We start from the raw sequence: 25346 nt of genomic DNA, 5'->3' as shown, positions 1-25346 counted from the left end.
GGCAGCGGAGGACCCTGCTTCGCAGGCCGGACGGCCTTCCCGCGCAGCGGACGACGGGACGGTCTGTCAGCCCGCGGACGTAGGCTGTGCAGCATGGCAGACCCCTCCAGCTACCGCCCCGACCCGGGTGAGATCCCCGACTCTCCGGGGGTCTACCGGTTCCGTGACGAGCACCGCCGGGTGATCTACGTAGGCAAGGCCAAGAGCCTCCGGCAGCGCCTCGCCAGCTATTTCCAGGACCCGGCCGGTCTGCATGTGCGCACCCGCACGATGGTGACCACGGCGGCCTCCGTGGAGTGGACGGTGGTCGCCACCGAGGTCGAGGCGCTTCAGCTCGAGTACTCCTGGATCAAGGAGTTCGCCCCGCGGTTCAACGTCAAGTACCGCGACGACAAGAGCTATCCGTCCCTCGCGGTCACGCTCAACGAGGAGTATCCGCGGGTCCAGGTCATGCGCGGCCCCAAGAAGAAGGGCGTGCGCTACTTCGGTCCGTACGCACACGCGTGGGCGATCCGCGAGACCGTCGACCTGATGCTGCGCGCGTTTCCCGTACGCACCTGCTCCGCGGGGGTCTTCAAGCGCTCCGCCCAGATCGGCCGGCCCTGCTTGCTCGGCTATATCGACAAGTGCTCGGCGCCCTGCGTCGGCCGGGTCACCGCGGACGAACACCGCAGGCTCGCCGAGGAGTTCTGCGACTTCGTCGCCGGGCACACCGGCTCGTATCTGCGCCGCCTGGAGCGCGAGATGACCCAGGCGTCCGAGGACATGGAGTACGAGAGGGCGGCACGACTGCGCGACGACATGGACGCTTTGAAGCGCGCCATGGAGAAGAGCGCCGTCGTCCTCACCGACGCCACCGACGCCGACCTGATCGCCGTGGCCGAGGACGAACTGGAGGCCGCCGTCCAGATCTTCCACGTACGCGGCGGCCGGGTCCGCGGCCAGCGCGGCTGGGTCACCGACAAGGTCGAGGAGATCGCCACACCCCAGCTCGTCGAGCACGCCCTCCAGCAGCTCTACGGCGACGAGAGCGGCGAGGCCGTACCCAAGGAGGTGCTGGTGCCCGCCCTTCCGGAGCCGCCGGAGCCCGCGGCCCAGTGGCTCGGCGACCGCCGTGGCAGCGCCGTCAGCCTGCGCGTACCGCAGCGCGGCGACAAGCGTGCCCTGATGGAGACCGTCGACCGCAACGCCAAGCAGGCGCTCGCGCTGCACAAGACCAAGCGCGCCTCCGACCTCACGACGCGTTCGCGCGCCCTGGAGGAGATCGCGGAGAACCTCGGCCTCGACTCGGCGCCGCTGCGCATCGAGTGCTTCGACATCTCCCACTTCCAGGGCGACGACGTGGTCGCGTCGATGGTCGTCTTCGAAGACGGCCTCGCCCGCAAGAGCGAGTACAGGCGCTTCCAGATCAAGTCCTTCGCCGGGCAGGACGACGTCCGCTCCATGCACGAGGTGATCAGCAGGCGCTTCCGCCGCTACCTCCAGGAGAAGCGCCGTACGGGCGAGTGGGGCGGCCAGGGCGGCGACTTCGCCGAGGGGGAGGGCCCGGAGCCCGCGGAGGCGGACGGCCCGACGGGCGTGCCGGACGCGGAAGGAGAGCAGGCGGGAGGTCCCGCGGGGGAGACGGGCGTCGGCGCCGCACGCGACGAGGACGGCAGGCCGAAGAAGTTCGCCTACCCCCCGCAGCTCATCGTCGTGGACGGCGGTCGCCCCCAGGTCGCCGCGGCGCGCAGCGCCATGGACGAGCTGGGCATCGACGACGTCGCCGTCTGCGGGCTCGCCAAGCGCCTGGAGGAGGTCTGGCTTCCGCAGGAGGGGGACCCGGTCGTCCTTCCCCGTACGAGTGAGGGTCTCTATCTCCTCCAGCGGGTACGTGACGAGGCGCACCGCTTCGCGATCAGGTATCAGCGCAGCAAGCGTTCCAAGGCGCTGAAGGCGAGCCCGCTCGACTCCGTCTCCGGCCTCGGGGCGTCCCGCAAGCAGGCGCTGCTGAGGCACTTCGGCTCGCTCAAGCGGCTGCGGGCGGCGACCGTGGAGGAGATCTGCGAGGTGCCGGGCGTGGGCCGCAAGACGGCGGAGGCCGTCGCTGCGGCGCTTGTCACGAAGTCCCCCGGACCGGCTGTGAACACGGCGACCGGTGAGATCGTTGAAGAAGAGTGAGCGACAAGGGCGGGGGCGGAGCACATGAGCAGCAGGCAGCGCCAGGAACACAGGCCTAAGGAACATCAGGACGTACGGCAGCGCGCTCAGGAGGAGCACAGAGACTCCGGGCGGGACGCGGCTGCTTCGGGCCGCCCGGAGGGGCCACCGGTCCAGCCGGGGCGGCCGGACGCGGGGCCGGGAGCGAGCGCGCCCCCGGGCGCGGGCCCGGCAGCCGCACCCGACACGGACGCGCCCACGGTCACCGACGCCGCCGGTGAGCCCGTGATCCCCGAGCTGGTGATCATCTCCGGGATGTCCGGCGCCGGGCGCAGCACCGCCGCCAAGTGCCTCGAAGACCTCGGCTGGTTCGTCGTCGACAACCTCCCGCCCGAGCTGATCCCCACGATGGTCGACCTCGGCGCACGCTCGCAGGGCAACGTCGCGCGCATCGCCGTCGTCGTCGACGTCCGCGGCCGCAGCTTCTTCGACAACCTCCGTGGGTCCCTCGCCGATCTCTCCCAGCGGCAGGTCAAGCGCCGCATCGTCTATCTGGAGGCCAGCGACGAGGCCCTGGTGCGCCGCTTCGAATCCGTGCGGCGGCCGCACCCGCTCCAGGGCGACGGCCGGATCGTCGACGGCATCGCCGCCGAACGGGACCTGCTGCGGGAGCTGCGCGGCGACGCCGACCTCGTCATCGACACCTCCGGGCTCAACGTCCACGAGCTGAGGGCCAAGCTCGACGCCCGCTTCGCCGGCGAGGAGGAGCCCGAACTCCGCGCCACGGTGATGTCTTTCGGTTACAAGTACGGGCTCCCGGTTGACGCCGACCTCGTCGCCGACTGCCGGTTCCTGCCCAATCCGCACTGGGTTCCGGAGCTTCGCCCGTACACCGGCATGAGCGAAGAGGTCTCCGACTACGTCTTCGACCAGCCGGGCGCCAAGGAGTTCCTCGACCGCTACGCCGAGCTGCTCCAGCTCATCGCCGCCGGCTACCGCAGGGAGGGCAAGCGCTACGTCACCGTCGCGGTCGGCTGCACGGGCGGCAAGCACCGCAGCGTCGCCGTCTCGGAGAAGCTGGCCAGGCGGCTCTCCGGCGCGGGCGTGGAGACCGTGGTGGTGCACCGCGACATGGGACGCGAATGAGGGACCCGAGGGACTGAGGACTGACGGACTGAGGACGTGAGAAGCGCGAATGCCTCGTAGGACCATCCGGCTGCGGCGTCCGGTCGGCACCCGGGCCGTACGGCGCGGCGCCCAGCCGAAGGTCGTGGCGCTCGGCGGCGGCGCGGGCCTGTCCGCATCTCTCACGGCGCTGCGCCGCATCACCGGGGACCTCACCGCCGTCGTCACCGTCGCCGACGACGGCGGGTCCAGTGGACGGCTCCGCGACGAGCTGGGCGTACTGCCGCCCGGAGACCTGCGCAAGGCGCTCGCGGCGCTCTGCGGCGACGACGAATGGGGCCGCACCTGGGCGGAGGTCGTGCAGCACCGTTTCGTCAGCCGCGGCGAGCTGCACGACCACGCCGTGGGCAATCTGCTGATCGTCGCGCTGTGGGAGCAGCTCGGCGACCACGTACAGGCCCTCGATCTGGTGGGCAAGCTGCTGGGGGCGCACGGCAGGGTGCTGCCGATGTCCGCTGTGCCACTGGAGCTTCAGGCGCTGGTCAAGGGTCACGACCCGGAGCGCCCCGACGAGGTCTCGACCGTGCGCGGCCAGGCGACCGTGGCGCTCACCAGGGGCGAGGTGCAGCAGGTGCATCTCGTGCCGCACGACCCGCCCGCCGTCACCGAGGCCGTCAAGGCCGTGCTGGACGCGGACTGGGTCGTACTGGGCCCGGGCTCCTGGTTCTCGTCGGTGATCCCCCATCTCCTCGTGCCCGAACTGCTGGACGCACTGACGCGGACGAAGGCCCGCAAGGTGCTCTCGCTGAACCTCGCGCCCCAGCCGGGAGAAACGGATGGCTTCTCCCCGCAGCGTCATTTGGACGTTTTGGCCCGACACGCCCCTAAACTCGCCTTCCACGTGGTGCTGGCCGACGAGGACGCCGTCCCCGACCGGGACTCCCTGTGTCAGGCCGCCGAGCGGCTCGGAGCGACGGCTGAGCTGTCACCGGTCGCAGCGACCGGGGGCGCGTCCCGTGGCGAAGGCCCCGGGGGAGGCGCAGCCAGGCATGATCCGGAGCTGCTGGCCGCCGCGTACGACCGTATTTTTCGGATGCATGGAAGGATCGGCCCATGGCGATGACGGCTGCGGTGAAGGACGAGATCTCCCGGCTCCCCGTCACCCGGACCTGCTGCCGGAAGTCCGAGGTCTCGTCGATCCTGCGCTTCGCGGGCGGCCTGCACCTGGTGAGCGGGCGGATCGTGATCGAGGCGGAGCTGGATACGGGCATCGCGGCCCGCCGGCTGCGCAAGGACGTACTGGAGATCTTCGGGCACAGCTCCGACCTGGTGGTGATGGCACCGGGCGGACTGCGCCGCGGCAGCCGCTACGTCGTCAGGGTCGTGGCCGGCGGCGACCAACTCGCCCGCCAGACAGGGCTGGTCGACAGCCGCGGGCGCCCGATCCGCGGCCTACCGCCGCAGGTGGTCTCGGGGGCCACCTGCGACGCCGAGTCCGCCTGGCGCGGGGCGTTCCTCGCGCACGGATCGCTCACGGAGCCCGGCCGCAGCTCCTCGCTGGAGGTCACCTGCCCGGGACCGGAGGCGGCGCTCGCGCTCGTCGGCGCGGCCCGCAGGCTCCAGATCGCGGCGAAGGCACGCGAGGTGCGCGGTGTCGACCGCGTGGTCGTCCGCGACGGTGACGCCATCGGCGCGCTGCTGACGCGGCTGGGCGCCCACGAGTCGGTGCTGGCGTGGGAGGAGCGGCGGATGCGCCGCGAGGTGCGGGCCACGGCCAACCGCCTGGCCAACTTCGACGACGCCAACCTGCGCCGCTCGGCACGTGCCGCCGTGGCGGCCGGAGCGAGGGTGCAGCGTGCGCTGGAGATCCTCGCCGACGACGTGCCGGAGCACTTGGCTGCCGCCGGGCGTCTGCGGATGGACCACAAGCAGGCTTCGCTGGAGGAGCTTGGCGCGCTGGCCGATCCGCCGCTGACGAAGGACGCCGTCGCCGGACGTATCCGCAGGCTGCTGGCGATGGCCGACAAGCGTGCGCAGGATCTGGGAATTCCGGGCACGGAGACCAGCCTCACCGAGGAGATGGTCGGCTGACCGGCGCGGTCGCCGCGCACTCAGGCCGCGGCCGGAGTGCGCGGCCTGAAACCGCCTCCGCCGAGGGCTTCGGTCCGTGCTATGCCCCCGGGTGGCCGATGTCACCGTGAAGTGTGGAGCGCGGTAGGGTCGGAAGCGGTCGGGGACATCCCATACAGCTTTGCCGGTGTCCGTACCGGCGTACCAACGAGGAGATCGGTTCGTGACGATCCGCGTAGGCATCAACGGCTTCGGCCGCATCGGTCGCAACTACTTCCGCGCACTGCTCGAGCAGGGGGCGGACATCGAGATCGTCGGTGTCAACGACCTGACCGACAACGCGACCCTGGTTCATCTGCTGAAGTACGACAGCATCCTGGGCCGCCTCAAGCAGGAGGTCGGCCACACCGACGACACGATCACGGTGGGCAGCCAGACCTTCAAGACGATGGCGGAGCGCGACCCGGCCCAGCTTCCCTGGGGCGACCTCGGCGCCGACATCGTCGTGGAGTCCACCGGCATCTTCACCAAGCGCGAGGACGCGGCCAAGCACCTGGCCGCCGGCGCCAAGAAGGTCCTCATCTCGGCTCCGGCCAAGGAGGAGGACATCACCGTCGTCATGGGTGTCAACGAGGACTCCTACGACCCGGCCAAGCACAACGTCATCTCCAACGCCTCCTGCACCACCAACTGTGTGGCGCCGATGGCGAAGGTCGCGGACGAGAATTTCGGCATCGTCAAGGGCATGATGACGACCGTCCACGCCTACACCAACGACCAGCGCATCCTGGACTTCCCGCACAAGGACCTGCGCAGGGCCCGCGCCGCCGCCGAGAACATCATCCCGACCTCGACGGGCGCCGCGAAGGCCACCGCTCTCGTACTCCCGCACCTCAAGGGCAAGTTGGACGGCATCGCCATGCGTGTGCCGGTGCCCACGGGCTCGGTCACCGACCTGGTGCTGGAGCTCGACCGCGAGGCGAGCAAGGACGAGATCAACGCCGCGTTCCAGAAGGCCGCCGAGGGCCAGCTAAAGGGCGTGCTGGAGTACACCGAGGACCCGATCGTCTCCTCGGACATCGTCAACTGGCCCGCCTCCTGCACCTTCGACTCGTCGCTGACGATGGTCCAGGGCAAGCAGGCCAAGATCGTCGGCTGGTACGACAACGAGTGGGGCTACTCCAACCGTCTCGTCGACCTGACCACCTTCGTCGGCGACAAGCTCTGAGCACCTTCCGGCGTAGAAGCTGAGCAGCGCCGAGAGATGGCAGACCGTGGCAGGGCTCGCAGGGCGCGATGACGCGTCCGGCGAGCCCTGACCCATATGTCCGGCACCAGCACATGAGGGCCTGAAGTCCAAGGAGAGCACCAGCAAGCATGAAGACGATCGACGAACTCATCGCCGGGGGAGTGGGCGGGAAGCGGGTCTTCGTCCGCGCCGACCTGAACGTCCCGCTGGACGGCGAGACCATCACCGACGACGGCCGCATCAGGGCCGCCGTCCCCACCATCCGCAAGCTGGCCGAGGGCGGTGCCCGAGTCGTCGTCGCCTCGCACCTGGGCAGGCCGAAGGGGGAGCCGGACCCCCGGTTCTCGCTGGCGCCCGTGGCGAAGCGGCTCGGTGAACTCCTCGGCAAGGACGTCACGTTCGCCTCCGACACCGTCGGCGACAGCGCGAAGTCCGCGGTCGGGGCGAGCACGGACGGCAGCGTCACGCTCCTGGAGAACCTGCGCTTCAACGCCGGTGAGACCAGCAAGGACGACGCCGAGCGCGCTGCCTTCGCGGGCGAACTCGCCGCGCTGGCCGACCTCTACGTCGGGGACGGCTTCGGCGCGGTGCACCGCAAGCACGCCTCCGTCTACGACCTTCCGGCACGTCTTCCGCACGCCGCGGGCGGCCTCATCGCCACCGAGGTCGGCGTGCTGAAGAAGCTCACCGAGGACGTGCGCCGCCCGTACGCGGTGGTGCTCGGCGGGGCCAAGGTCTCCGACAAGCTGGGCGTCATCGAGCATCTGCTGCACAAGGCCGACCGCATCCTCATCGGCGGCGGCATGGCGTACACCTTCCTCAAGGCCCAGGGCCACGAGGTCGGTGAGTCGCTGCTTCAGGAGGACCAGATCCCCGCGGTCAAGGGCTATCTGGAGCAGGCGGAGAAGCTGGGCGTGGAGTTCGTGCTGCCCGTGGACGTGCTGGCGGCCGAGAGCTTCCCCGACCTGAAGACCAAGGCGCCCTCGGAGCCCTCTTCCGTCGCCGTGAGCGCCATCCCCGCCGGGCTCATGGGCCTGGACATCGGGCCCGAGACCCGCAAGCTGTACGCCTCGAAGCTCGCCGACGCCGCGACCGTGTTCTGGAACGGCCCGATGGGCGTCTTCGAGCACCCCGACTACGCCGAGGGCACGCGTGCCGTCGCTCAAGGGCTGCTCGACAGCGGCTCGTTCAACGTCGTCGGGGGTGGCGACAGCGCCGCCGCCGTCCGGCTGCTGGGCTTCGACGAGAACGCATTCGGCCACATCTCGACCGGCGGCGGCGCCAGCCTCGAATACCTCGAGGGCAAGACGCTCCCCGGCCTCGCCGCACTGGAGGACTCGTGAGCGACGTCCGTGCGGCCGCTCAGCCGCAGACGGCATTCCGCCCGTACTTCTGCTCCCCCTGCCTTCGGTGGGTGGTACCCCCAGCACGGGCGGAGAAGCGAACAATGGAGGACTGGACCCCGTGAGCAACCGCACCCCGCTGATGGCGGGCAACTGGAAGATGAACCTCAACCACCTCGAGGCCATCGCGCATGTCCAGAAGCTCGCGTTCGCCCTTACGGACAAGGACCACGCGGCCGTCGAGGTCGCGGTCCTGCCGCCCTTCACCGATCTGCGTTCCGTACAGACCCTGGTCGACGGCGACAAGCTGAAGATCAAGTACGGGGCGCAGGACGTCTCGGCGCACGCCTCCGGCGCGTACACCGGTGAGATCTCCGGGCCGATGCTGGCCAAGCTCAACTGCTCCTATGTGGCGATCGGCCACTCCGAGCGCCGCCAGTACCACGGCGAGGACGAGCCGCTGGTCAACGCCAAGGTCAAGACGGCCTTCGCCCACGATCTGACGCCGATCCTCTGCGTCGGCGAGGAACTGCCGGTGCGCGAGGAGGGCAACCACGTCGCGCACACCCTCGCCCAGGTCGACGGTGCGCTGAAGGACGTGCCCGCCGAGCAGGCGTCCACCATCGTGATCGCCTACGAGCCGGTGTGGGCCATCGGCACCGGCAAGACCTGCGGCGCGGAGGACGCGCAGGAGGTCTGCGGTGCCATCCGCGCCCGCCTCGCCGAGCTGTACGGGCAGGAGGTGGCCGACGAGGTCCGCATCCAGTACGGCGGCTCGGTGAAGTCCGGTAACGTCGCGCAGATCATGGCGCAGCCGGACATCGACGGCGCCCTGGTGGGCGGCGCCTCGCTGGACGCGGACGAGTTCGTCAAGATCGTGCGCTTCCGCGACCAGTAGCACGGCCCGTACGGCCCTGGTACGAGCAGTGGCAAGTAGCCCGAAAGGGCAGGCGTATGACGCCGGGCAGTGACCCGTCGTACGCTGTCGGGGGCCGGGCCCGCGTCCGGCCCCCGCACCTGTGAAGTCTTCCGCGAAGTCCGAGAGAGTTGGTCCAGCCGTGATCATGGGGTTCTCTATCGCCCTCATCGTCTTCAGTTTCCTGCTGGCGCTGCTGGTTCTGATGCACAAGGGGAAGGGCGGCGGCCTCTCCGACATGTTCGGCGGCGGCATGCAGTCGTCCGTCGGCGGCTCCTCGGTCGCCGAACGCAACCTGGACCGGCTGACCGTCGCGGTCGGGCTGATCTGGTTCGCGATCATCGTCGTGCTCGGGCTGCTGATGAAGCTGGAGAGCTGACGCGGCGCGACGCAGCGCGGGGCGGGGCGTTCAGCGTCCCGCCCTTTCCGCCTTCCGCCGGATCTCCCGTAGCGCGGTCGTCCGGCATGCCCCGTGGCACGACCACCCGCGCGCCCGCGCCACATCTGTCACGCACGCCCGCGTGTGCGCATGAGCCCGGGGCGTCTCCGGCCTTGCAAGAGCAGCCGCAAGTCGCCGTACCCGGCCTATCATGAGGCTCGCGTCCGGAGCCGACGCAGTAACTCCGGTCACTGGACGCGCGTTGGGCCCTACGTACACTAGGGCGCCCGCGACGGACTCATCGTCGATGTTCCGCGGCACCGCGAGGCAGGGAGTTACGACCGTGGCAAGTGGCAACGCGATCCGGGGCAGCCGGGTCGGGGCGGGGCCTATGGGAGAGGCCGAGAGAGGCGAGACCGCTCCGCGCCTCCGGATCTCCTTCTGGTGTTCCAACGGACACGAGACACAGCCCAGCTTCGCCAGCGACGCTCAGATCCCGGAGACCTGGGACTGCCCTCGCTGTGGCTTTCCGGCCGGCACGGACGAGGACAACCCCCGGACCCGCCGCGCACGGAGCCGTACAAGACCCATCTCGCATACGTACGTGAGCGGCGCAGCGACGAGGACGGCGAGGCCATCCTGGCCGAGGCCCTCGCGAAGCTCCGCGGCGAGATCTGAGTCCGGCCTGCCGCACCAGAGCGGTGCTGTCCGCCCGCTCCACGGGCCCTCGTGCCCTCTCCTTCTCCTCGCGTGACGACTCGTCGCGCTGCTCCTTCCTGCCGCCGTTCTCCGGCAGTTCAGCGTCACCGTCCCCGCCGTCCATGCGGTGCGCGCGGTCCGGTCGCCGGTCAATTAGGTTGGTGCGCGGCGTATTCAGCACGAGGAGAAGGTGACCACCGCCGATGAACGCAGCCCGCCGCACCCGGCTCGATCAGCTCCCCGAGTGGCACGCGCTGGCCAAGCACCGTGAGGACTTCGGTGACACGCATCTGCGTACGCTCTTCGCCGACGACGCCGGCCGCGCCGAGCGGTACGGCTTGCAGGTCGGCGATCTGTATCTGGACTACTCGAAGCAGCTCGTGACCGACGAGACGCTGCGGCTGCTGCGTGAACTGGCCGCGGCGGCCGGGGTGATGGAACTCCGGGACGCCATGTTCGACGGCGAGAAGATCAACGTCACCGAGGACAGGGCCGTTCTGCACACCGCGCTGCGCACCCCGGCCGCGGCCCGCATCCCCGTCGACGGCGAGGACGTCGTGCCGAAGGTGCACGCGGTGCTCGCCAAGATGGCGCTCTTCGCCCACAAGGTCCGCGACGGGCACTGGAAGGGGCACACCGGCAAGCGCATCCGCAACGTCGTCAACATCGGCATCGGCGGATCGGACCTGGGTCCGAAAATGGCCTACGAGGTGCTGCGCCCTTACACGCAGCGGGAGTTGGACTTCCGGTTCGTGTCGAACGTGGACGGCGCCGATCTGCACGAGGCGCTGCGCGGACTGGACCCCGCCGAGACGCTGTTCATCGTCGCATCCAAGACGTTCACCACGATCGAGACCATCACCAACGCAACGGCCGCCCGCCGGTGGCTGCTTGCGGGCCTCGGCGGCGAACAGGGCGCGGTGGCCAAGCACTTCGTCGCCGTGTCGACCAACGCGGAGAAGGTCTCCGAGTTCGGCATCGACACGGAGAACATGTTCGAATTCTGGGACTGGGTCGGCGGGCGCTACTCGTACGACTCGGCGATCGGGCTGTCCCTGATGGTCGCGATCGGCGCCGACCGCTTCGGTGAGATGCTCGCGGGCTTCCACCTCGTGGACGAGCACTTCCGTACGGCGCCTCCCGAGGCCAACGCCCCGATGCTGCTGGGACTTCTGGGCATCTGGTACGGCAGCTTCTTCGACGCGCAGTCGCATGCCGTGCTGCCATACAGCCACTACTTCTCCCAATTCACCGCGTATCTCCAGCAGTTGGACATGGAGTCGAACGGCAAGTCCACCGACAGGGACGGCCGCCCGGTCGACTGGCAGACGGGGCCCGTCGTCTGGGGCACGCCCGGCACCAACGGGCAGCACGCGTACTACCAACTGCTCCACCAGGGCACCAGGATGATCCCCGCCGACCTCATCGGCATCGCACGTCCCGCGCCGGGTCTGGGTGAACTGGCGGACCAGCACGACCTGTTGATGGCGAACCTCTTCGCACAGGGACAGGCGCTGGCCTTCGGCAAGACCGCCGAGGAGGTACGGGCCGAGGGCGTGCCGGAGGAGCAGGTGCCCCACCGCACGTTCCCCGGCAACCGGCCGACCACCACGATCCTCGCCGAGGAGCTGACCCCGTCGGTGCTGGGTCAACTCGTCGCGCTGTACGAGCACAAGGTGTTCGTGCAGGGCGCCGTGTGGGACATCGACAGCTTCGACCAGTGGGGCGTCGAGCTGGGGAAGGTCCTCGCCAAGCGCCTGGAACCGGCGCTCGCCGGGGGCGCGGAGGTCGAGGGTCTGGACGCCTCGACGTCGGCGCTCGTGGGCCGCTACCGGAGGCTGCGGGGCCGCTGATCCTCCCGATCACTGGGCACCGATAACTGATCGCCGGTCACCGACCGCTGAGTTCGCCCGGGCCCGGGCGGGGCGCCGCTCTTCGCCCCTCGGTCCCGGGCATCGATCTTCAGCCCCGTTCCTCCGCGTCCCCCTCCTCGTGGCCCGTCGTGCGGGCACGGATTCGTACGCGTCGTCCGGGCCCGTACGGCTTCCCAACTGCTGTTTCCGGCGCGGGGAGCGGTCGCGCCGAGCCGCCTTTTCTTTTCTGTTCGAATTGGCGGCGGACAGGCGGAAAAACGCCAGGGCATCCGGCCCCAGACATGCCTTGACAAGGGGTGAAGCGGGACCTCACAGTAGGCGCTACGCACAACGCAACCAGATGCGTTCTCTGCGTAATTCCGAAGAACCTTAATGCGCCGTCTGATGGCACGCCACAAGTGTGCCCAGCGGCGTAATTCTTCCTGCCCGTACGGATCCCGATTGGCTGCGAGCGCTGCATCCGCTCCAATCGGCGCAAGAATTCATGCAGTTCCCTCAGCGGGCAGCCGTGGCTCCTGGTCATCCAAGCCGTACCGGCTGGTCCCGTACGCGTGAGTAGTGTCTATCAGTGACTGGAAAGGGTGAGTGCCAAGTGACACATTCTGCTGTCGAGACGCCGTTGCAGGTTTTTGAGCATGAACCCTTCCTACAGGTCACATGGCGCGACTCCATGACGCCTGCCCGCGGCTTCGTCGTGATCGACCAGCTCGTGACGGGCATCGCCACGGGCGGCCTGCGTATGCGGCCCGGGTGCACGGTCGGTGAAGTGGCCGAACTGGCACGGGAAATGACGCTCAAGATGGGCGCTTTCGGAATTCACGTGGGCGGCGCCAAGGGCGGAATCGACTTCGACCCCACGGACCCCCGGGCCGACGAGGTGCGCGAGCGTTTCCTCGAAGGCGTACGTCCGCTGCTGGAACGCTTCTGGGTGACCGCGGGCGACCTCGGCACGCAGCAGGAGCAACTCGACCAGGCCTTCCAGCGGGTGGGCATCGGCGACACCTCGTTCCATGCCGCGGTGGTCCGCTCCGACGACGAGGCGGAGGTGCGCTCCCGCATCCAGCAGGCGTTCACCACTCGCACGGAGGGCCTGCTGCTGTCGGAGCTGATCGGTGGCTACGGCGTGGCGGAGGCCGCTCTGGCCGCACTGGAGCACCGCGAGATCCCGGCGGCCACGGCCAGCGCCGTGGTGCAGGGCTTCGGAGCGATGGGCGGTTCCACGGCGCTCTACCTCGCGCACGCCGGGGTGAAGATCGTCGGCGTCACGGACGCACAGGGGATGATCGTCAACGAGTCGCGGGGACTCGACGTCGAACTCCTGCTGTCCGCACGGCGGACGGGCGGCGTCATCGACCGCTCCCTGCTGCGCGAGGACGACGTGGAGGCCCCCGGCGACGAGTGGCTGGGCATGGACGTCGACGTACTGGTGCCCGCCGCCGTCGGACACACGATCACGGCCGACAACTGCGACCGCATTCGCGGCCAGTTCGTGGTGGAGGCCGCGAACGTGCCCACGACTCCCGAGGCGGAGCAGCGGCTTCTTGAGCGCGGGATCACGGTCGTACCCGACTTCATCGCCAACACCGGTGCGGCTGCCGGAGCTTGGTGGGTCATCCTGGGCGAGGTGGTCAGCCCGTCGGGTGCGTGCAGCAGGCTGTCGGCACAGATGCGTCCGCTGGTACGGGACCTGCTCAGCCGGGCGGACGAGAGCGGGATGTCGATGCGGACGGAAGGGATCAAGTTCGCCTGCGACAACTCGCAGCACATGATCAGCGAGTACGGCGGTGCGGTGGCGTTCCGCGATCTGTTCCCGGCCGTACCGCAGGGCCAGCAGTTCACCGTGGGCGACGCGGATCGCGACCAGGAGCGTGAAGCACAGCCGGAAGAGGCGGTCGTCGCCGAGGTGGAGGCCGCGGTGGTGGAGGCGGTCGAGAACGTCGTCCACCCGCCGAACGGCGCTCTCCCGGAAGGGGCGGACCTCGTGGAGTCCCCGCTGGAGAACGGACGGCGGCCTGCCGCGGCTTTCCCCGCGTACTACCCGGGTCCCGCCGACGAGTCGGCTTCCGGTCAGCCCTGAACCGACGACCACACACGGGCAGACGGTGCCCTGCGGCCGGTCCTCCGGTCGCAGGGCACCGCCGTGTCCGCTCCTCTTTCGAGCCGTACTTTCGGGCCCCGCTTTCCAGCCCGCCTTCCGGGTCTCTCAAGTGCCAGGCGGCGCCGGGGCGTTGACGTATGACGCAGCGTCAGCACTCGCCGGATCGTGCACGGATCGTCATCGGCGAGGCGTACGGACCTCTGTAGCCTGTACGCGCCATGTGCGCCCACAAGGGCGAAGGGGGAGGAATTCATGGGGAACATTCACATCGACTCCGCCGGTGTGCGCGGTGCCGCCGCGGACACGGAGGCGCTGTCCAGGCAGGTGTCCAAGCGCCTCGACCACGCTCTCGACGACTCCGAGGGCGTGCACTCCTCCCACTACGGCAACGGCTGGACGAGCCCGGCCCAGCTCAAGGCGTGTGCCGAGAAGTGGGAGAACCACATGGTGGGCCTCGCCAAGCGGATGGGCGACCTCAGTCGCCGGCTGAAGGAGTCCGCCGACGGCTACGACCGTGCCGACGCCGAGGCGGACTCGCGTCTCAACGCCGGTCTGCGCGACCTCGGGCAGGTGTGAGCCGTGGTGGACTACGCGGGAGTCGCCGATGCCCGGCCTCGTAAGTGGGCAGGCGCGGCAGAGGAGTTCCAGTCGCTGTCGGACTATGCGCTCAAGGCGTCGAAGGATCTGCGCGAGTACGGGTCCAAGCCGCTCTCGGAGCACTGGACCGACGAGGTCGGGACCGCGGCCGCGGCGGATTTCGAGAAGCTCGCCGACCAGTTGGAGGCGGCCCGCGACATCCTTCTCGCCGTGAACATGGTCGCCGACGGCATGACCACCACCATCGAGACCGCGCACAGCACCCTCCGCGAAGCACGTGAACTCGCCCACCGCTACGGCATGGAGATAGGCGCGGACGGCACCGTCACGGGCCCGGAGGTGCACAACCGCACCCAGGCCGAGGAGATGGGCCCCTACCGCACGCAGGTGCAGGCGCTGATCAACCAGGCGCTGGAGCAGGTCACCGAGGCCGACACGGCGGCGGCCAAGGAGTTCGCCAAGCTGGGCGCGGCGACGAACGTGACCGACCCGGAGAAGGCGCTGAACGAACTACAGGGCCATGCCTCCCAGGTGCAGATGAACATGCTGGCAGGAGACGTCCCGGTCGGGGAGTCGCCGGAGACAGTCCGCCGCTGGTGGCAGGGGCTGAGCCCGGAGCAGCGCAAGGACATGATGCTCGCCCAGCCGGTGGCGATCGCCGGGCTGAACGGCGTCCCGGAGGATGTGAAGCGTGAACTGCGGGGCACCGACGGGAAGTTCGACCGCGTGAAGATGGTCCGGTACGCGCTCGACAACTGGAACAAGGAGGACCCGACCGACTTCGGCAACAACTGCACCAACTTCGTCTCCAACGCCCTCCATCACGCGGGGATGCAGGAGAAGACCAGTTTCTGGGAGGGCACGACGGGCGACGACACCTGGATGATCGGCAACCGCACGGGCGTGGATGAGGTCGACAAGCGCCTTGCGTACTCCGACACTTGGGGCGCCGCGGAGAACCACCAGAACTTCATGCTGAAGCACGGCGGCGAGGAGGTGCCGCGGTCCGACGTCCGCCCCGGCGACGTCATCTACTACGAGCAGTCCGGTGAGAACGAGTCCATCGAGAAGGGCAACACGCACCACACGGCGGTCGTCACAGCCGTGATGCCGGACGGCGAGATCAAGTACACGCAGCACAGCGACTCGCGCCAGAACGTGAGCCTGGAAGGCCGCATCGACTCCACCGAGCAGGCGGAGGGCCGGCAGAAGGTACGCATCGTCCGCCCGCACCCGGATTGGTACTGACGAGATGGACATGAGCATCGGCGATACGCCCTCGGCGGAGTCACGGGCGCGGTATCGCCGGGCGCCTGCGGTCGCAGGGCTGGTCGTGCTCTCGGCGGCTCTTCTGGCCGGACGAGTCGCCTTCGGCGGTGACACCTTCCAGGACTGCGAGTATCTGGGGCCGTCGACGCGGATGTACGTCACCGCGATCGGGGCGCCGGTCTGTGCCGTGGCGGCACTGCTGCTGTGCGGCGTGCTGGCCCGTGGTCTGCGGGCCCGTGGGGAGCGGCTGACGGGGGCACGCCCCGGGCGGCTCGCGGCGGCGGCCGTCTGTGTCGCTCCCGTGCTGCTGCTGGCCGAACTCGCCTTTCTGTACTGGACGTTCGCGCCCGATCCGGCCGGCGGCACGGGCTGTTCGGGGATCGCTCCGCTCTTGCTGCCCTGACGTACGAGGGTTTTCCTGCCGCTTACGAGAAAACGGCCCGCCCGGTGCCACCACCGGACGGGCCGCGGCCGTCAATCGACGTGAACAAACCGTCAGTTCGCCGGCCGCCGCGCCGTCAGCCGACCGGCGCAAGCCCTCAGTTCGCCGTCGTTGGCCGTCGGTTGGCCGTCGGTTCGCGGGACAAGCCGTCAACTCGCCTACGGGAGCGGCGAAGAGAACGCCCGCCCTCCCGCCGGGCAGCTATGACAACGGCGGGTACAAATCCCTCGGGAGCTTTGCCGCCGCTGCCTCGTCGAGGAGCCAGAGCGTGCGGCTGCGACCGTAGGCGCCCGCCGCCGGGGCCTGTATCTCGCCCGGCCCGGAGAGGGCCAGGGCCACCGCGTCCGCCTTGTCCTCGCCCGACGCCAGCAGCCACACCTCGCGTGCGGCGCGGATCGCGGGCAGCGTGAGCGAGATGCGTACGGGCGGCGGCTTGGGAGCGCCGTGCACCGCCACCGCCGTGCGTTCCGTCTCGCGTACACCGGGGTGCTCGGGGAAGAGCGACGCCACGTGGGTGTCGGGGCCGACGCCCAGCAGCAGCACGTCGAACGACGGCACCGGCGCATGGTCCTCGGGGCGTGCGGCGGCGGCCAGTTCGGCCTCGTACGCCTCGGCTGCGGCCTCCACGTCGTTGCCGTACGCGCCGTCGGAGGGCGCCATGGGGTGGACGCGTGCCGGGTCGAGCGGGACCGAGTCCAGCAGCGCCTCGCGTGCCTGTGTGACGTTGCGTTCCGGGTGGCCCTCGGGCAGGAACCGCTCGTCGCCCCACCACACGTCCAGCCGTGAGAAGTCGATGGAGTCACGGGCGTTGGAGGAGGCGAGGGCGGCGAGCAGACCGTTGCCGTTGCGTCCGCCCGTCAGTACGACGGAGGCGCTGCCGCGTGCCGACTGTGCGTCGACGACGCGGGCGACGAGCCGTGCGGCGGCCGCCCGGGCCGTCTCCTGCTTGTCGCGGTGTACGAAGACCTGGGCGGCGGCGGTCACTTCTTCGCCGCCCTCTTGGCGGGCGACTTGGCGGCCTTCTTCGCTGCCGCGGGCTGCTTGGCGGAGTCCTCCTCCGGCTGTGCGGTGGCTCGGGCCTGCGTGCGCTTGCCGCTCCTCGCGGCGCCTCCGCCGGTATCGCCCCCGCCTGAACCCCCGCCTGAACCGCCGCGGGCGCCCCCGCCGTTGCCGCCTCCGTTACGGCCCTTGCCGCCGCCCTTGGCGAACTGCTTCGTGCCGTACTGCACGGCCGACGCATACGCCTCGTCCGGGTCCAGACGCCGCAGCTCCTCCGCGATCAGTTCGGCCGTGCCGCGACGGTGCAGTGCCACATGGCGGTCCGGCTGCCCCGGCACGGCCAGTTCGGCGAGCGAACCGTCGGCGCGGTCGAGGCAGATCTCGCCGTCCGCCGTCGCCATACGTACGGCCGTGATGCCGGGCCCGTCGGTGACCTCGCGCTCCACGAGCACGCGCAGGCGCTCAGCCAGCCACAGCGCGAGCAGCTCCGTCGAAGGGTTGTGACCCTCGCCCTCGACCACCGCCGAACGCACCTTCAGCGACTGCTGGTCCAGTCCCGCCGCGAGGACGCTCCGCCACGGCGTCAGCCGCGTCCACGAGAGGTCGGTGTCGCCGGGCGCGTACGTCTCGCCGCGCAGCCGCAGCGTCGAGATCGGGTCCTCGGAGGCCGCGGCGTCCGTGATGCGCCGCTGTCCGAGCGTGCCGAGCTTGTCCTGGGACGGGTGGTCGGGAGCGTCTTCGGGCCACCACACCACGACGGGAGCGTCCGGCAGCAGCAGCGGCAGCACGACGCTGTAGGCGTGCGAGGCCAACTCGCCGTGCAGACGCAGCAGTACGGTCTCGCCCGTGCCGGAGTCGCTGCCGACGCGCACCTCCGCGTCGAGCCTGGCCGTGGCGCGGTCGCGGGGTGAGCGCCCCGGGCGGCGGATGACGACGAGGATGCGCGACGGGTGCTCCTTGGACGCCTCGCTCGCGGCCTTCAGCGCGTCGTAGTGGTTGCCCTCGTCGGTGACGACGACCAGCGTGAGGACCATGCCGACGGCGGGGGAGCCGATCGAGCGGCGGGCCTGTACGAGGGTGGTGTTGATCTGGCTGGAAGTGGTGTCCGTGAGGTCGATGTTCATGGCCGGCGCCAGCTCCGTCCGTCGCGTGCGAGCATCTCGTCGGCAGCCTGGGGGCCCCAGGTGCCGGCCGGGTACTGCTCGGGCTTGCCGTGCTTGTCCCAGTAGCGCTCGACGGGGTCGAGGATCTCCCAGGACCGTTCGACCTCCTGATGCCGGGGGAAGAGGTTCGCGTCGCCCAGCAGTACGTCGAGCAGCAGGCGCTCGTACGCCTCCGGGCTGGACTCGGTGAACGACTCGCCGTAGGCGAAGTCCATCGTCACGTCGCGGATCTCCATCTGCGTGCCGGGCACCTTCGAGCCGAACCGGATGGTGATGCCCTCGTCCGGCTGTACGCGGATGACCAGGGCGTTCTGCCCCAGCTCCTGGGTGTCGGTCGCGTCGAAAGGCGAGTACGGCGCGCGCTGGAAGACCACGGCGATCTCGGTGACGCGGCGTCCGAGGCGCTTGCCCGTACGGAGGTAGAACGGCACCCCGGCCCAGCGGCGGTTGTCGATCCCGAGGCGCATCGCGGCGAAGGTGTCGGTCTTCGACTCCGGGTCGATGCCCTCCTCCTCCAGATAGCCGCGCACCTTCTCGCCGCCCTGCCAGCCCGCCGCGTACTGGCCGCGGACGGTGTGCTTGCCCAACTCCCGGGGCAGACGCACGGCGTTGAGCACCTTGAGTTTCTCGGTCACCAGCGCCTTGGCGCCGAAGGAGGCAGGCTCCTCCATGGCCGTGAGGGCCAGCAGCTGGAGGAGGTGGTTCTGGATGACGTCACGGGCGGAGCCGATGCCGTCGTAGTAGCCGGCGCGGCCGCCGATGCCGATGTCCTCGGCCATGGTGATCTGCACGTGGTCGACGTAACTGCGGTTCCACAGCGGCTCGAACATCGTGTTGGCGAAGCGCAGCGCCAGGATGTTCTGAACGGTCTCCTTGCCCAGGTAGTGGTCGATGCGGAAGACCTGGTCGGGCTTGAAGACGTCGTGCACCACGGCGTTGAGCCTCTGCGCGCTGGGCAGATCGTGCCCGAACGGCTTCTCGATGACCGCGCGGCGCCATGAATGCTCCGGGCCCTCCGACAGGCCGTGCCGCTTGAGCTGCGAGACGACCGTGGGGAAGAACTTCGGCGGCACGGAGAGGTAGAACGCGAAATTGCCGCCCGTACCACGGGCCTTGTCCAGCTCCTCGATGGTCGACTTCAGGGTGCGGAACGCCTCGTCGTCGTCGAAGGCGCCGGGCACGAAGCGCATCCCCTGCGAGAGCTGCTTCCAGACCTCCTCGCGGAAGGGCGTGCGCGCGTGCTCCTTCACGGAGTCGTGCACGACCTGGGCGAAGTCCTCGTGCTCCCAGTCCCGCCGGGCGAATCCCACGAGGGAGAAACCCGGCGGCAGCAGGCCCCGGTTGGCGAGGTCGTAGACGGCAGGCATCAGCTTTTTACGTGACAAATCACCCGTGACGCCGAAAATGACCAGCCCCGACGGTCCCGCGATGCGCGGGAGCCGCCGGTCCAGTGCGTCACGCAGCGGATTGGCTGCGTCGGTCAACTCCCTTACGCCTCCTTCGGCGTGAGGCGCTTCAGCTCCGCCTCGGTGGAAGACAGCAGTTCGTTCCAGGACGCCTCGAACTTCTCGATGCCCTCGTCCTCCAGGACCTTCACGACGTCGTCGTAGGAGACGCCGAGCGCGGCGACGGCGTCGAGCACGGCCTGCGCGTCCGAGTAGCTTCCGCGCACCGTGTCGCCGGTGATCTCGCCGTGGTCGTCGGCGGCCTTCAAGGTCGCCTCCGGCATGGTGTTGACCGTGTTCGGGGCGACCAGCTCCGTGACGTAGAGGGTGTCGGGAAGAGAGGGGTCCTTCACTCCGGTCGAAGCCCACAGCGGGCGCTGGCTGTTGGCCCCGGCGCGCTCCAGCGCACGCCAGCGCTCGGGCGGTTCGGAGGAGCCGTCGGCGGGACCGAAGACCTGCTCGTAAGCCTGGTAGGCGAGGCGGGCGTTGGCGACGGCGGCCTTGCCCTTCAGCTCCTTGGCCTCCTCGGTGCCGATCGCGTCCAGCCGCTTGTCGATCTCGGTGTCGACGCGGGAGACGAAGAACGACGCCACGGAGTGGATCGTGGAGAGGTCCATGCCCAGGGCCTTGGCCTTCTCCAGGCCCGCCTGGAAGGCGTCCATGACCTCGCGATACCGCTCCAGGGAGAAGATCAGCGTGACGTTGACGCTGATCCCCTTGCCGATCGTCTCGGTGATCGCGGGCAGCCCGGCCTTCGTCGCCGGGATCTTGATGAAGGTGTTGGGACGGTCCACGAGCCAGGCGAGCTGCCTCGCCTCGGCCACCGTCGGCTTCGTCTTGTGCGCCAGCCGCGGATCGACCTCGATGGAGACCCGGCCGTCCTTGCCGCCCGTGGCGTCGAAGACCGGCCGCAGCACATCGGCGGCGTCCCGTACATCGGAGGTGGTGATCATGCGCAGCGCCTCCTCGACCGTGACGCCGCGCGAGGCGAGGTCGGAGACCTGCTGGTCGTACTTCTCGTCGGAAGAGATGGCCTTCTGGAAGATCGTCGGGTTGGTGGTGACCCCCACCACGTGCTGCTCGTCGATGAGTTCGCCCAGGTTGCCCGAGGTGATCCGGTGACGGGACAGGTCATCCAGCCAGATCGCGACGCCTTCGTCGGAAAGGCGCTTGAGAGCGTCTGTCATGGGAATTGCATCTCCTGCATGTCGTAGCTTCGGTGCATTCGCAGAGTGTGTACGGGCGGGCGTCAGCGGGACGCGGCCTCGAGCGACTCCCTGGCGGCCGTGACGACCGCCTCGGCAGTGAGACCGAACTCCCGGTAGAGCGTCTTGTAATCCGCCGACGCACCGTAGTGCTCCAGCGAGACGATCCGCCCCGCGTCACCGACGTACCGGTGCCAGGTCAGACCGACGGCCGCCTCGACCGCCACTCGCGCCCGTACGCCCGGCAGCAGCACGGTGTCCTTGTACGCCTGGTCCTGCTCCTCGAACCACTCCACGGACGGCATAGACACGACCCGCGTACGCACACCCTCCGCCTGGAGGACATCGCGCGCCTCCACGGCGAGCTGCACCTCGGAGCCGGTGCCGATGAGGATGAGCTGAGGCTCGCCGCCGTCGGCGTCGAACATCACGTAACCGCCCCTGGCGGCCTCGGGGTTGGGCTCGTAGGTGGGTACGTTCTGACGGGTGAGCGCCAGGCCGTGCGGGGCGGGCTTGTCGGCGTGCCGCCGCAGCACCTCCGCCCAGGCGATCGCGGTCTCGTTGGCGTCGGCGGGGCGGACGATGTTCAGCCCCGGGATGGCGCGCAGCGCGGGCAGGTGCTCGACGGGCTGATGGGTCGGGCCGTCCTCGCCCAGGCCGATCGAGTCGTGCGTCCAGACGTATGTGACCGGCGCCTTCATCAGCGCGGCCAGCCGTACGGCCGGGCGCATGTAGTCGGAGAAGGTGAGGAAAGTGCCGCCGTAGACACGGGTGTTGCCGTGCAGCGCGATGCCGTTCATGGTCGCGCCCATCGAGTGCTCGCGGATGCCGAAGTGCAGCGTGCGGCCGTAACGGTCCGCGCCCGGCAGCGGGTTGCCCTCCGGCAGGAACGAACTCCCGTCGAACGAGGTGTTGTTGGAGCCCGCGAGGTCGGCCGAGCCGCCCCACAGCTCGGGGATCTTCGGGCCGAGCGCCTTGAGCACGGCACCGGACGCCTTGCGCGTGGCGACGTCCTTGCCGGGTTCGAAGACGGGCACGGCCTTCTCCCAGCCGTCGGGGAGTTCGCCCGCGCGGATGCGGTCGAACTCGGCCGCACGCTCCGGGTTGGCCGCACGCCATTCGGCGAAGTGCTTGTCCCAGGCGCTGCGCGCCTCGCGGCCGCGGTCCCATGCCTTACGGGTGTGCTCCAGCACGTCGGTGCCGACCTGGAAGTGCTGCCCGGGGTCGAAGCCCAGGACCTTCTTGGTCTTGGCGACCTCTTCCTCGCCGAGCGCCGCGCCGTGCGCCGCCCCGGTGTTCTGCGCGTCGGGCGCGGGCCAGGCGATGATCGAGCGAACGGCGATGAAGGACGGACGTGAGGTCTCGGCCCTCGCGGCCTCGAACGCCCGGTACAGGGCCTGCGGATCGAGGTCGCCGTTGGGCAGCGGGTCGACGCGCTGCACGTGCCAGCCGTAGGACTCGTACCGCTTGACGGTGTCCTCGGAGAAGGCCGTCTCGGTGTCGCCCTCGATGGAGATGTGGTTGTCGTCCCACATCACGACGAGGTTGCCGAGGCGCTGATGGCCCGCGAGGGAGGAAGCCTCGCCCGAGACGCCTTCCTGGAGGTCGCCGTCGCTGGCGAAGCACCAGATGGTGTGGTCGAACGGGGACTCGCCGGCGGGAGTCTCCGGGTCGTAGAGGCCGCGCTCGTAGCGGGACGCCATCGCCATTCCGACGGCGTTGGCGACGCCCTGGCCGAGGGGGCCCGTCGTCGTCTCGACACCGACGGTGTGGCCGTGTTCGGGGTGGCCTGGGGTCTTGCTGCCCCAGGTGCGGAAGGTCTTGAGGTCGTCCAGTTCGAGCCCGTAACCCGCGAGGTAGAGCTGGATGTAGAGCGTCAGGCTGGAGTGGCCGACGGAGAGGACGAACCGGTCACGGCCCGGCCAGTCCGGGTCGTGCGGGTCGTGGCGCATCAGCTTCTGGAAGACGAGGTAGGCGGCCGGAGCGAGGGCCATGGCCGTGCCGGGGTGGCCGTTGCCGACCTTCTGCACTGAATCCATGGCCAGAACCCGGACGGTGTCTACAGCCCGCTGGTCCAGATCGGTCCATTCGAGGTCTGTGGTGGTCGGCTTGGTGCTCACCCTGGGTCAGGGCTCCTCTCCACATGTCGGTGGCCGGTGCCGTTGCGCTCACCGGCGGTGTCGAGCGTACCCCTGTGCTAGGCGCATCTCTTCAGGGTGCTCAACAACGGCGCACCGACACTTACGGCGACGGAAATCGGCGTGGAAAACCCGGCGCGGGCCACGGTGGGGGCGGCGGTGAGAGACCGGTTGGACCCCCGGCGAGAACCGCGCGGGAACCATGCCGGAGGAACTTGACGCGAGAGGGCTCACGGTTCCTCCGCGAACACCGCGCCGACCCGGCACGTACACCGTGACGAACTCCCGGCACGAACTCCGCCACGAGCCCCGCCACGAACAGCGCGACGACGACCGTGGCGAACACCACTCCGGAGAACCACGACGAATACGACAACAAGAAGTCACCCCGGGCGGATTCCCGCCGGGGCCTCCGGGGCGGCCCGGATGCGTCCCCACCTGCGGTGCCGTGCCCGTGTCCGGCAGTCGTGAGTGCTCGGCACCCCCGGCGCGGTGCGAACACCGGCGCGGTCTAAAGTGGCTTGGTACGCGCGAGCCCTACGGAATGTGCACCGTTCACGCTCGCATTTCATGAAGCGATCAGGGGTGTTCGTGACGGCCGTCGGATCCCGTCCTGCGGGGGTGTTGGAGACCAGCACCGTGGACCGGTCGTTCGCTGCCCGGCTCAAGGCGTATGTGGCGCTCACCAAGCCCCGGATCATCGAACTGCTGCTCATCACCACGATTCCGGTGATGTTCCTCGCCGCGCAGGGAGTGCCCGACCTCTGGCTGGTCGTGACCACGTGCGTCGGCGGCTATCTCTCCGCGGGCGGCGCCAACGCGCTGAACATGTACATCGACCGCGACATCGACGCGCTGATGCACCGCACCGAGAGCCGCCCGCTGGTGACCGGAGCGGTCAGCCCGCGCGCCGGTCTCATCTTCGGGCTGAGCCTGGCGGTCGTGTCCACGCTGTGGTTCGGACTCCTCGTCAACTGGCTCTCGGCGGCGCTCTCCCTGGGCGCCCTGCTCTTCTACGTGCTCGTCTACACGATGGTGCTCAAGCGGCGCACCTCGCAGAACATCGTGTGGGGCGGCATCGCGGGCTGCATGCCCGTGCTCATCGGCTGGTCCTCGGTGACGAACGAGGTGAGCTGGGCCGCCGTCATCCTCTTCCTCGTCATGTTCTTCTGGACGCCGCCGCACTACTGGCCGCTGTCGATGAAGGTGCGCGAGGACTACGCACGCGTCGGCGTGCCCATGCTCCCCGTGGTCGCGACGAACTCGGCGGTGGCACGTCAGATCGTGCTCTACAGCTGGGTGATGGTCGTGGTCTCGCTGCTGCTGTGGCCCCTGGGCTACGTCGGCTGGTTCTACACCTCGGTCGCGCTCGCCTCGGGGGGCTGGTGGCTGTGGGAGGCGCACGCGCTGCTGACGCGTGCGAAGTCCGGGGCCACGGGCGCGAAGCTGAAGGAGATGCGCCTCTTCCACTGGTCGATCACATACGTGTCGCTGCTGTTCGTGGCGGTCGCGATCGACCCGTTCCTGCGCTGAGAGCGGGGACCGCAGGGAGAAACCCGGGGGCGCCCGTTGGGTCCTGCCGCCTGTGTACGACAGTCGCTTCCGGTACGGGGCCGTACCCGCGTCGTAAGGGCGATGCCGCAACCGCCGCTCGTGGGGCGGCCGATGGGCGCCTGTCATGCAGCCGCCGCGGGCGGTGTCTTCGCCGCGGCGGAATGTGAGGGCCCGGACCAGTGACGGTGGTCCGGGCCCTCACCGCTCCCGGCAGGGAACGCTCTGTGGACCTCGCCGCGTCAGGCGCCGGCGGGCCGCTTCGCGGGGCGCGCCTCGGTGCTACCGCCGAGCTGGATGCCCGCCATGCGGCTCCACTCGTACGGGCCCGTACGCACCTTCTCGGCCATCTCGCCCGCGAAGGACTCGTGGACGGTGATGCCTGCGCGCTCGGTGGCCTGCCGGGCGGTCTCCATGGAGGGGGCCATGAGGTCGCCCCAGGTTCCGTCCGCGCCGACGAGGGCGATGCGGGCGCCGGTCTGTCCCACGTACGCGATCTGTCCTTCCGCGCTGCCGCCGTGACGCCGCGCGAAGTCGCCGATCTCCCTGGCGAGCTTGGCCGTTCGCTTGCTGCTGTCTGCCATGACGCCGATGCTACCGGCGGGTAGGCGTTCCTGACACGGGCGGGCCTGCCGGGAGACCCAT

The 25346-nt window shown here is 69.6% G+C and carries 20 protein-coding genes and 1 pseudogene; 15 read left to right on the top strand and 6 right to left on the bottom strand.

Going from position 1 to position 25346, the window contains the following annotated elements:
* Positions 1-93: 93 nt before the first annotated feature.
* From uvrC to MMA15_RS04220, 14 genes and pseudogenes are all read left to right on the top strand, one after another.
* On the top strand, positions 94-2160 hold the full coding sequence (uvrC, locus tag MMA15_RS04285) for an excinuclease ABC subunit UvrC (RefSeq protein WP_241057618.1): 2067 nt from the start codon (positions 94-96) through the stop codon (positions 2158-2160).
* 24 nt (positions 2161-2184) lie between these two features.
* Positions 2185-3285: an RNase adapter RapZ gene (gene rapZ / locus MMA15_RS04280; protein WP_241057617.1), complete on the top strand. Its 1101-nt coding sequence runs from the start codon at positions 2185-2187 to the stop codon at positions 3283-3285.
* A gap of 49 nt (positions 3286-3334) precedes the next feature.
* Complete coding sequence (locus MMA15_RS04275; protein WP_241057613.1) at positions 3335-4387, top strand: gluconeogenesis factor YvcK family protein; 1053 nt, start codon at positions 3335-3337, stop codon at positions 4385-4387.
* The gene (gene whiA / locus MMA15_RS04270; RefSeq protein WP_241057611.1) at positions 4378-5355 is read left to right on the top strand and encodes a DNA-binding protein WhiA; all 978 of its coding nucleotides are present in this window, start codon (positions 4378-4380) and stop codon (positions 5353-5355) included. Before MMA15_RS04275 ends, whiA begins: the two co-directional genes overlap by 10 nt.
* A gap of 202 nt (positions 5356-5557) precedes the next feature.
* Complete coding sequence (gene gap / locus MMA15_RS04265) at positions 5558-6562, top strand: type I glyceraldehyde-3-phosphate dehydrogenase (protein WP_241057609.1); 1005 nt, start codon at positions 5558-5560, stop codon at positions 6560-6562.
* 149 nt (positions 6563-6711) lie between these two features.
* Positions 6712-7926 (top strand): phosphoglycerate kinase, encoded by a 1215-nt coding sequence (locus tag MMA15_RS04260; protein ID WP_241057608.1) that lies wholly within the window; start codon positions 6712-6714, stop codon positions 7924-7926.
* Positions 7927-8047: 121 nt separating this feature from the next.
* A complete protein-coding gene (tpiA, locus tag MMA15_RS04255) occupies positions 8048-8824 on the top strand; it encodes a triose-phosphate isomerase (protein WP_241057607.1) in 777 nt (258 codons plus the stop codon).
* A 166-nt stretch (positions 8825-8990) separates the two neighbouring features.
* Positions 8991-9221, top strand: a complete 231-nt coding sequence (secG, locus tag MMA15_RS04250; RefSeq protein ID WP_241057606.1) for a preprotein translocase subunit SecG — start codon at positions 8991-8993, stop codon at positions 9219-9221.
* 211 nt (positions 9222-9432) lie between these two features.
* Positions 9433-9899: pseudogene (locus MMA15_RS28405) on the top strand (RNA polymerase-binding protein RbpA).
* A 224-nt stretch (positions 9900-10123) separates the two neighbouring features.
* Positions 10124-11773, top strand: a complete 1650-nt coding sequence (pgi, locus tag MMA15_RS04240; protein WP_241057605.1) for a glucose-6-phosphate isomerase — start codon at positions 10124-10126, stop codon at positions 11771-11773.
* Positions 11774-12386: 613 nt separating this feature from the next.
* Positions 12387-13871, top strand: coding sequence for a Glu/Leu/Phe/Val dehydrogenase dimerization domain-containing protein (locus MMA15_RS04235; RefSeq protein ID WP_241057604.1), 1485 nt, complete (start codon positions 12387-12389; stop codon positions 13869-13871).
* A gap of 273 nt (positions 13872-14144) precedes the next feature.
* The gene (locus MMA15_RS04230) at positions 14145-14468 is read left to right on the top strand and encodes a WXG100 family type VII secretion target (protein ID WP_241057603.1); all 324 of its coding nucleotides are present in this window, start codon (positions 14145-14147) and stop codon (positions 14466-14468) included.
* Positions 14469-14471: 3 nt separating this feature from the next.
* A complete protein-coding gene (locus MMA15_RS28150) occupies positions 14472-15737 on the top strand; it encodes an amidase domain-containing protein (RefSeq protein WP_241057602.1) in 1266 nt (421 codons plus the stop codon).
* Positions 15738-15747: 10 nt separating this feature from the next.
* Positions 15748-16161: a hypothetical protein gene (locus tag MMA15_RS04220; RefSeq protein ID WP_241057600.1), complete on the top strand. Its 414-nt coding sequence runs from the start codon at positions 15748-15750 to the stop codon at positions 16159-16161.
* 240 nt (positions 16162-16401) lie between these two features.
* Here MMA15_RS04220 and pgl read toward each other — a convergent pair whose 3' ends face one another.
* The 5 genes from pgl to tkt form a co-directional block, all read right to left on the bottom strand.
* Positions 16402-17184 (bottom strand): 6-phosphogluconolactonase, encoded by a 783-nt coding sequence (gene pgl, locus MMA15_RS04215; protein ID WP_241057599.1) that lies wholly within the window; start codon positions 17182-17184, stop codon positions 16402-16404.
* Positions 17181-18323, bottom strand: a complete 1143-nt coding sequence (gene opcA / locus MMA15_RS04210; RefSeq protein ID WP_241057598.1) for a glucose-6-phosphate dehydrogenase assembly protein OpcA — start codon at positions 18321-18323, stop codon at positions 17181-17183. Before opcA ends, pgl begins: the two co-directional genes overlap by 4 nt.
* Positions 18320-19846, bottom strand: a complete 1527-nt coding sequence (gene zwf, locus MMA15_RS04205; protein WP_241057596.1) for a glucose-6-phosphate dehydrogenase — start codon at positions 19844-19846, stop codon at positions 18320-18322. The genes opcA and zwf overlap by 4 nt, the downstream gene beginning before the upstream one ends.
* A gap of 5 nt (positions 19847-19851) precedes the next feature.
* The gene (tal, locus tag MMA15_RS04200; protein ID WP_241057595.1) at positions 19852-20994 is read right to left on the bottom strand and encodes a transaldolase; all 1143 of its coding nucleotides are present in this window, start codon (positions 20992-20994) and stop codon (positions 19852-19854) included.
* Positions 20995-21056: 62 nt separating this feature from the next.
* Positions 21057-23132 (bottom strand): transketolase, encoded by a 2076-nt coding sequence (tkt, locus tag MMA15_RS04195; RefSeq protein ID WP_241057594.1) that lies wholly within the window; start codon positions 23130-23132, stop codon positions 21057-21059.
* A gap of 609 nt (positions 23133-23741) precedes the next feature.
* Here tkt and MMA15_RS04190 point away from each other — a divergent pair.
* Positions 23742-24683, top strand: coding sequence for a heme o synthase (locus MMA15_RS04190; RefSeq protein WP_241062976.1), 942 nt, complete (start codon positions 23742-23744; stop codon positions 24681-24683).
* Positions 24684-24943: 260 nt separating this feature from the next.
* Here the strand turns inward: MMA15_RS04190 and MMA15_RS04185 are convergent, their stop codons facing one another.
* Complete coding sequence (locus MMA15_RS04185) at positions 24944-25285, bottom strand: hypothetical protein (RefSeq protein ID WP_241057592.1); 342 nt, start codon at positions 25283-25285, stop codon at positions 24944-24946.
* Positions 25286-25346: the final 61 nt, after the last annotated feature.

The organism is Streptomyces marispadix (genome assembly GCF_022524345.1).
Classification (GTDB): domain Bacteria; phylum Actinomycetota; class Actinomycetes; order Streptomycetales; family Streptomycetaceae; genus Streptomyces; species Streptomyces marispadix.
The sequence above is the reverse complement of the archived record's forward strand: the minus strand, read 5'-3'. Positions and strand labels throughout refer to the sequence as shown.

Excerpts from the sequence above, each read along its gene's own strand:
- MMA15_RS04275 (WP_241057613.1), top strand. The coding sequence starts at position 3,335 with ATGCCTCGTAGGACCATCCGGCTGCGGCGTCCGGTCGGCACCCGGGCC.
- opcA (WP_241057598.1), bottom strand. The coding sequence starts at position 18,323 with ATGAACATCGACCTCACGGACACCACTTCCAGCCAGATCAACACCACC.
- pgi (WP_241057605.1), top strand. The coding sequence starts at position 10,124 with ATGAACGCAGCCCGCCGCACCCGGCTCGATCAGCTCCCCGAGTGGCAC.
- whiA (WP_241057611.1), top strand. The coding sequence starts at position 4,378 with ATGGCGATGACGGCTGCGGTGAAGGACGAGATCTCCCGGCTCCCCGTC.
- MMA15_RS04185 (WP_241057592.1), bottom strand. The coding sequence starts at position 25,285 with ATGGCAGACAGCAGCAAGCGAACGGCCAAGCTCGCCAGGGAGATCGGC.
- MMA15_RS04230 (WP_241057603.1), top strand. The coding sequence starts at position 14,145 with ATGGGGAACATTCACATCGACTCCGCCGGTGTGCGCGGTGCCGCCGCG.
- MMA15_RS04260 (WP_241057608.1), top strand. The coding sequence starts at position 6,712 with ATGAAGACGATCGACGAACTCATCGCCGGGGGAGTGGGCGGGAAGCGG.
- rapZ (WP_241057617.1), top strand. The coding sequence starts at position 2,185 with ATGAGCAGCAGGCAGCGCCAGGAACACAGGCCTAAGGAACATCAGGAC.
- secG (WP_241057606.1), top strand. The coding sequence starts at position 8,991 with ATGGGGTTCTCTATCGCCCTCATCGTCTTCAGTTTCCTGCTGGCGCTG.
- tal (WP_241057595.1), bottom strand. The coding sequence starts at position 20,994 with ATGACAGACGCTCTCAAGCGCCTTTCCGACGAAGGCGTCGCGATCTGG.
- MMA15_RS04220 (WP_241057600.1), top strand. The coding sequence starts at position 15,748 with ATGAGCATCGGCGATACGCCCTCGGCGGAGTCACGGGCGCGGTATCGC.
- uvrC (WP_241057618.1), top strand. The coding sequence starts at position 94 with ATGGCAGACCCCTCCAGCTACCGCCCCGACCCGGGTGAGATCCCCGAC.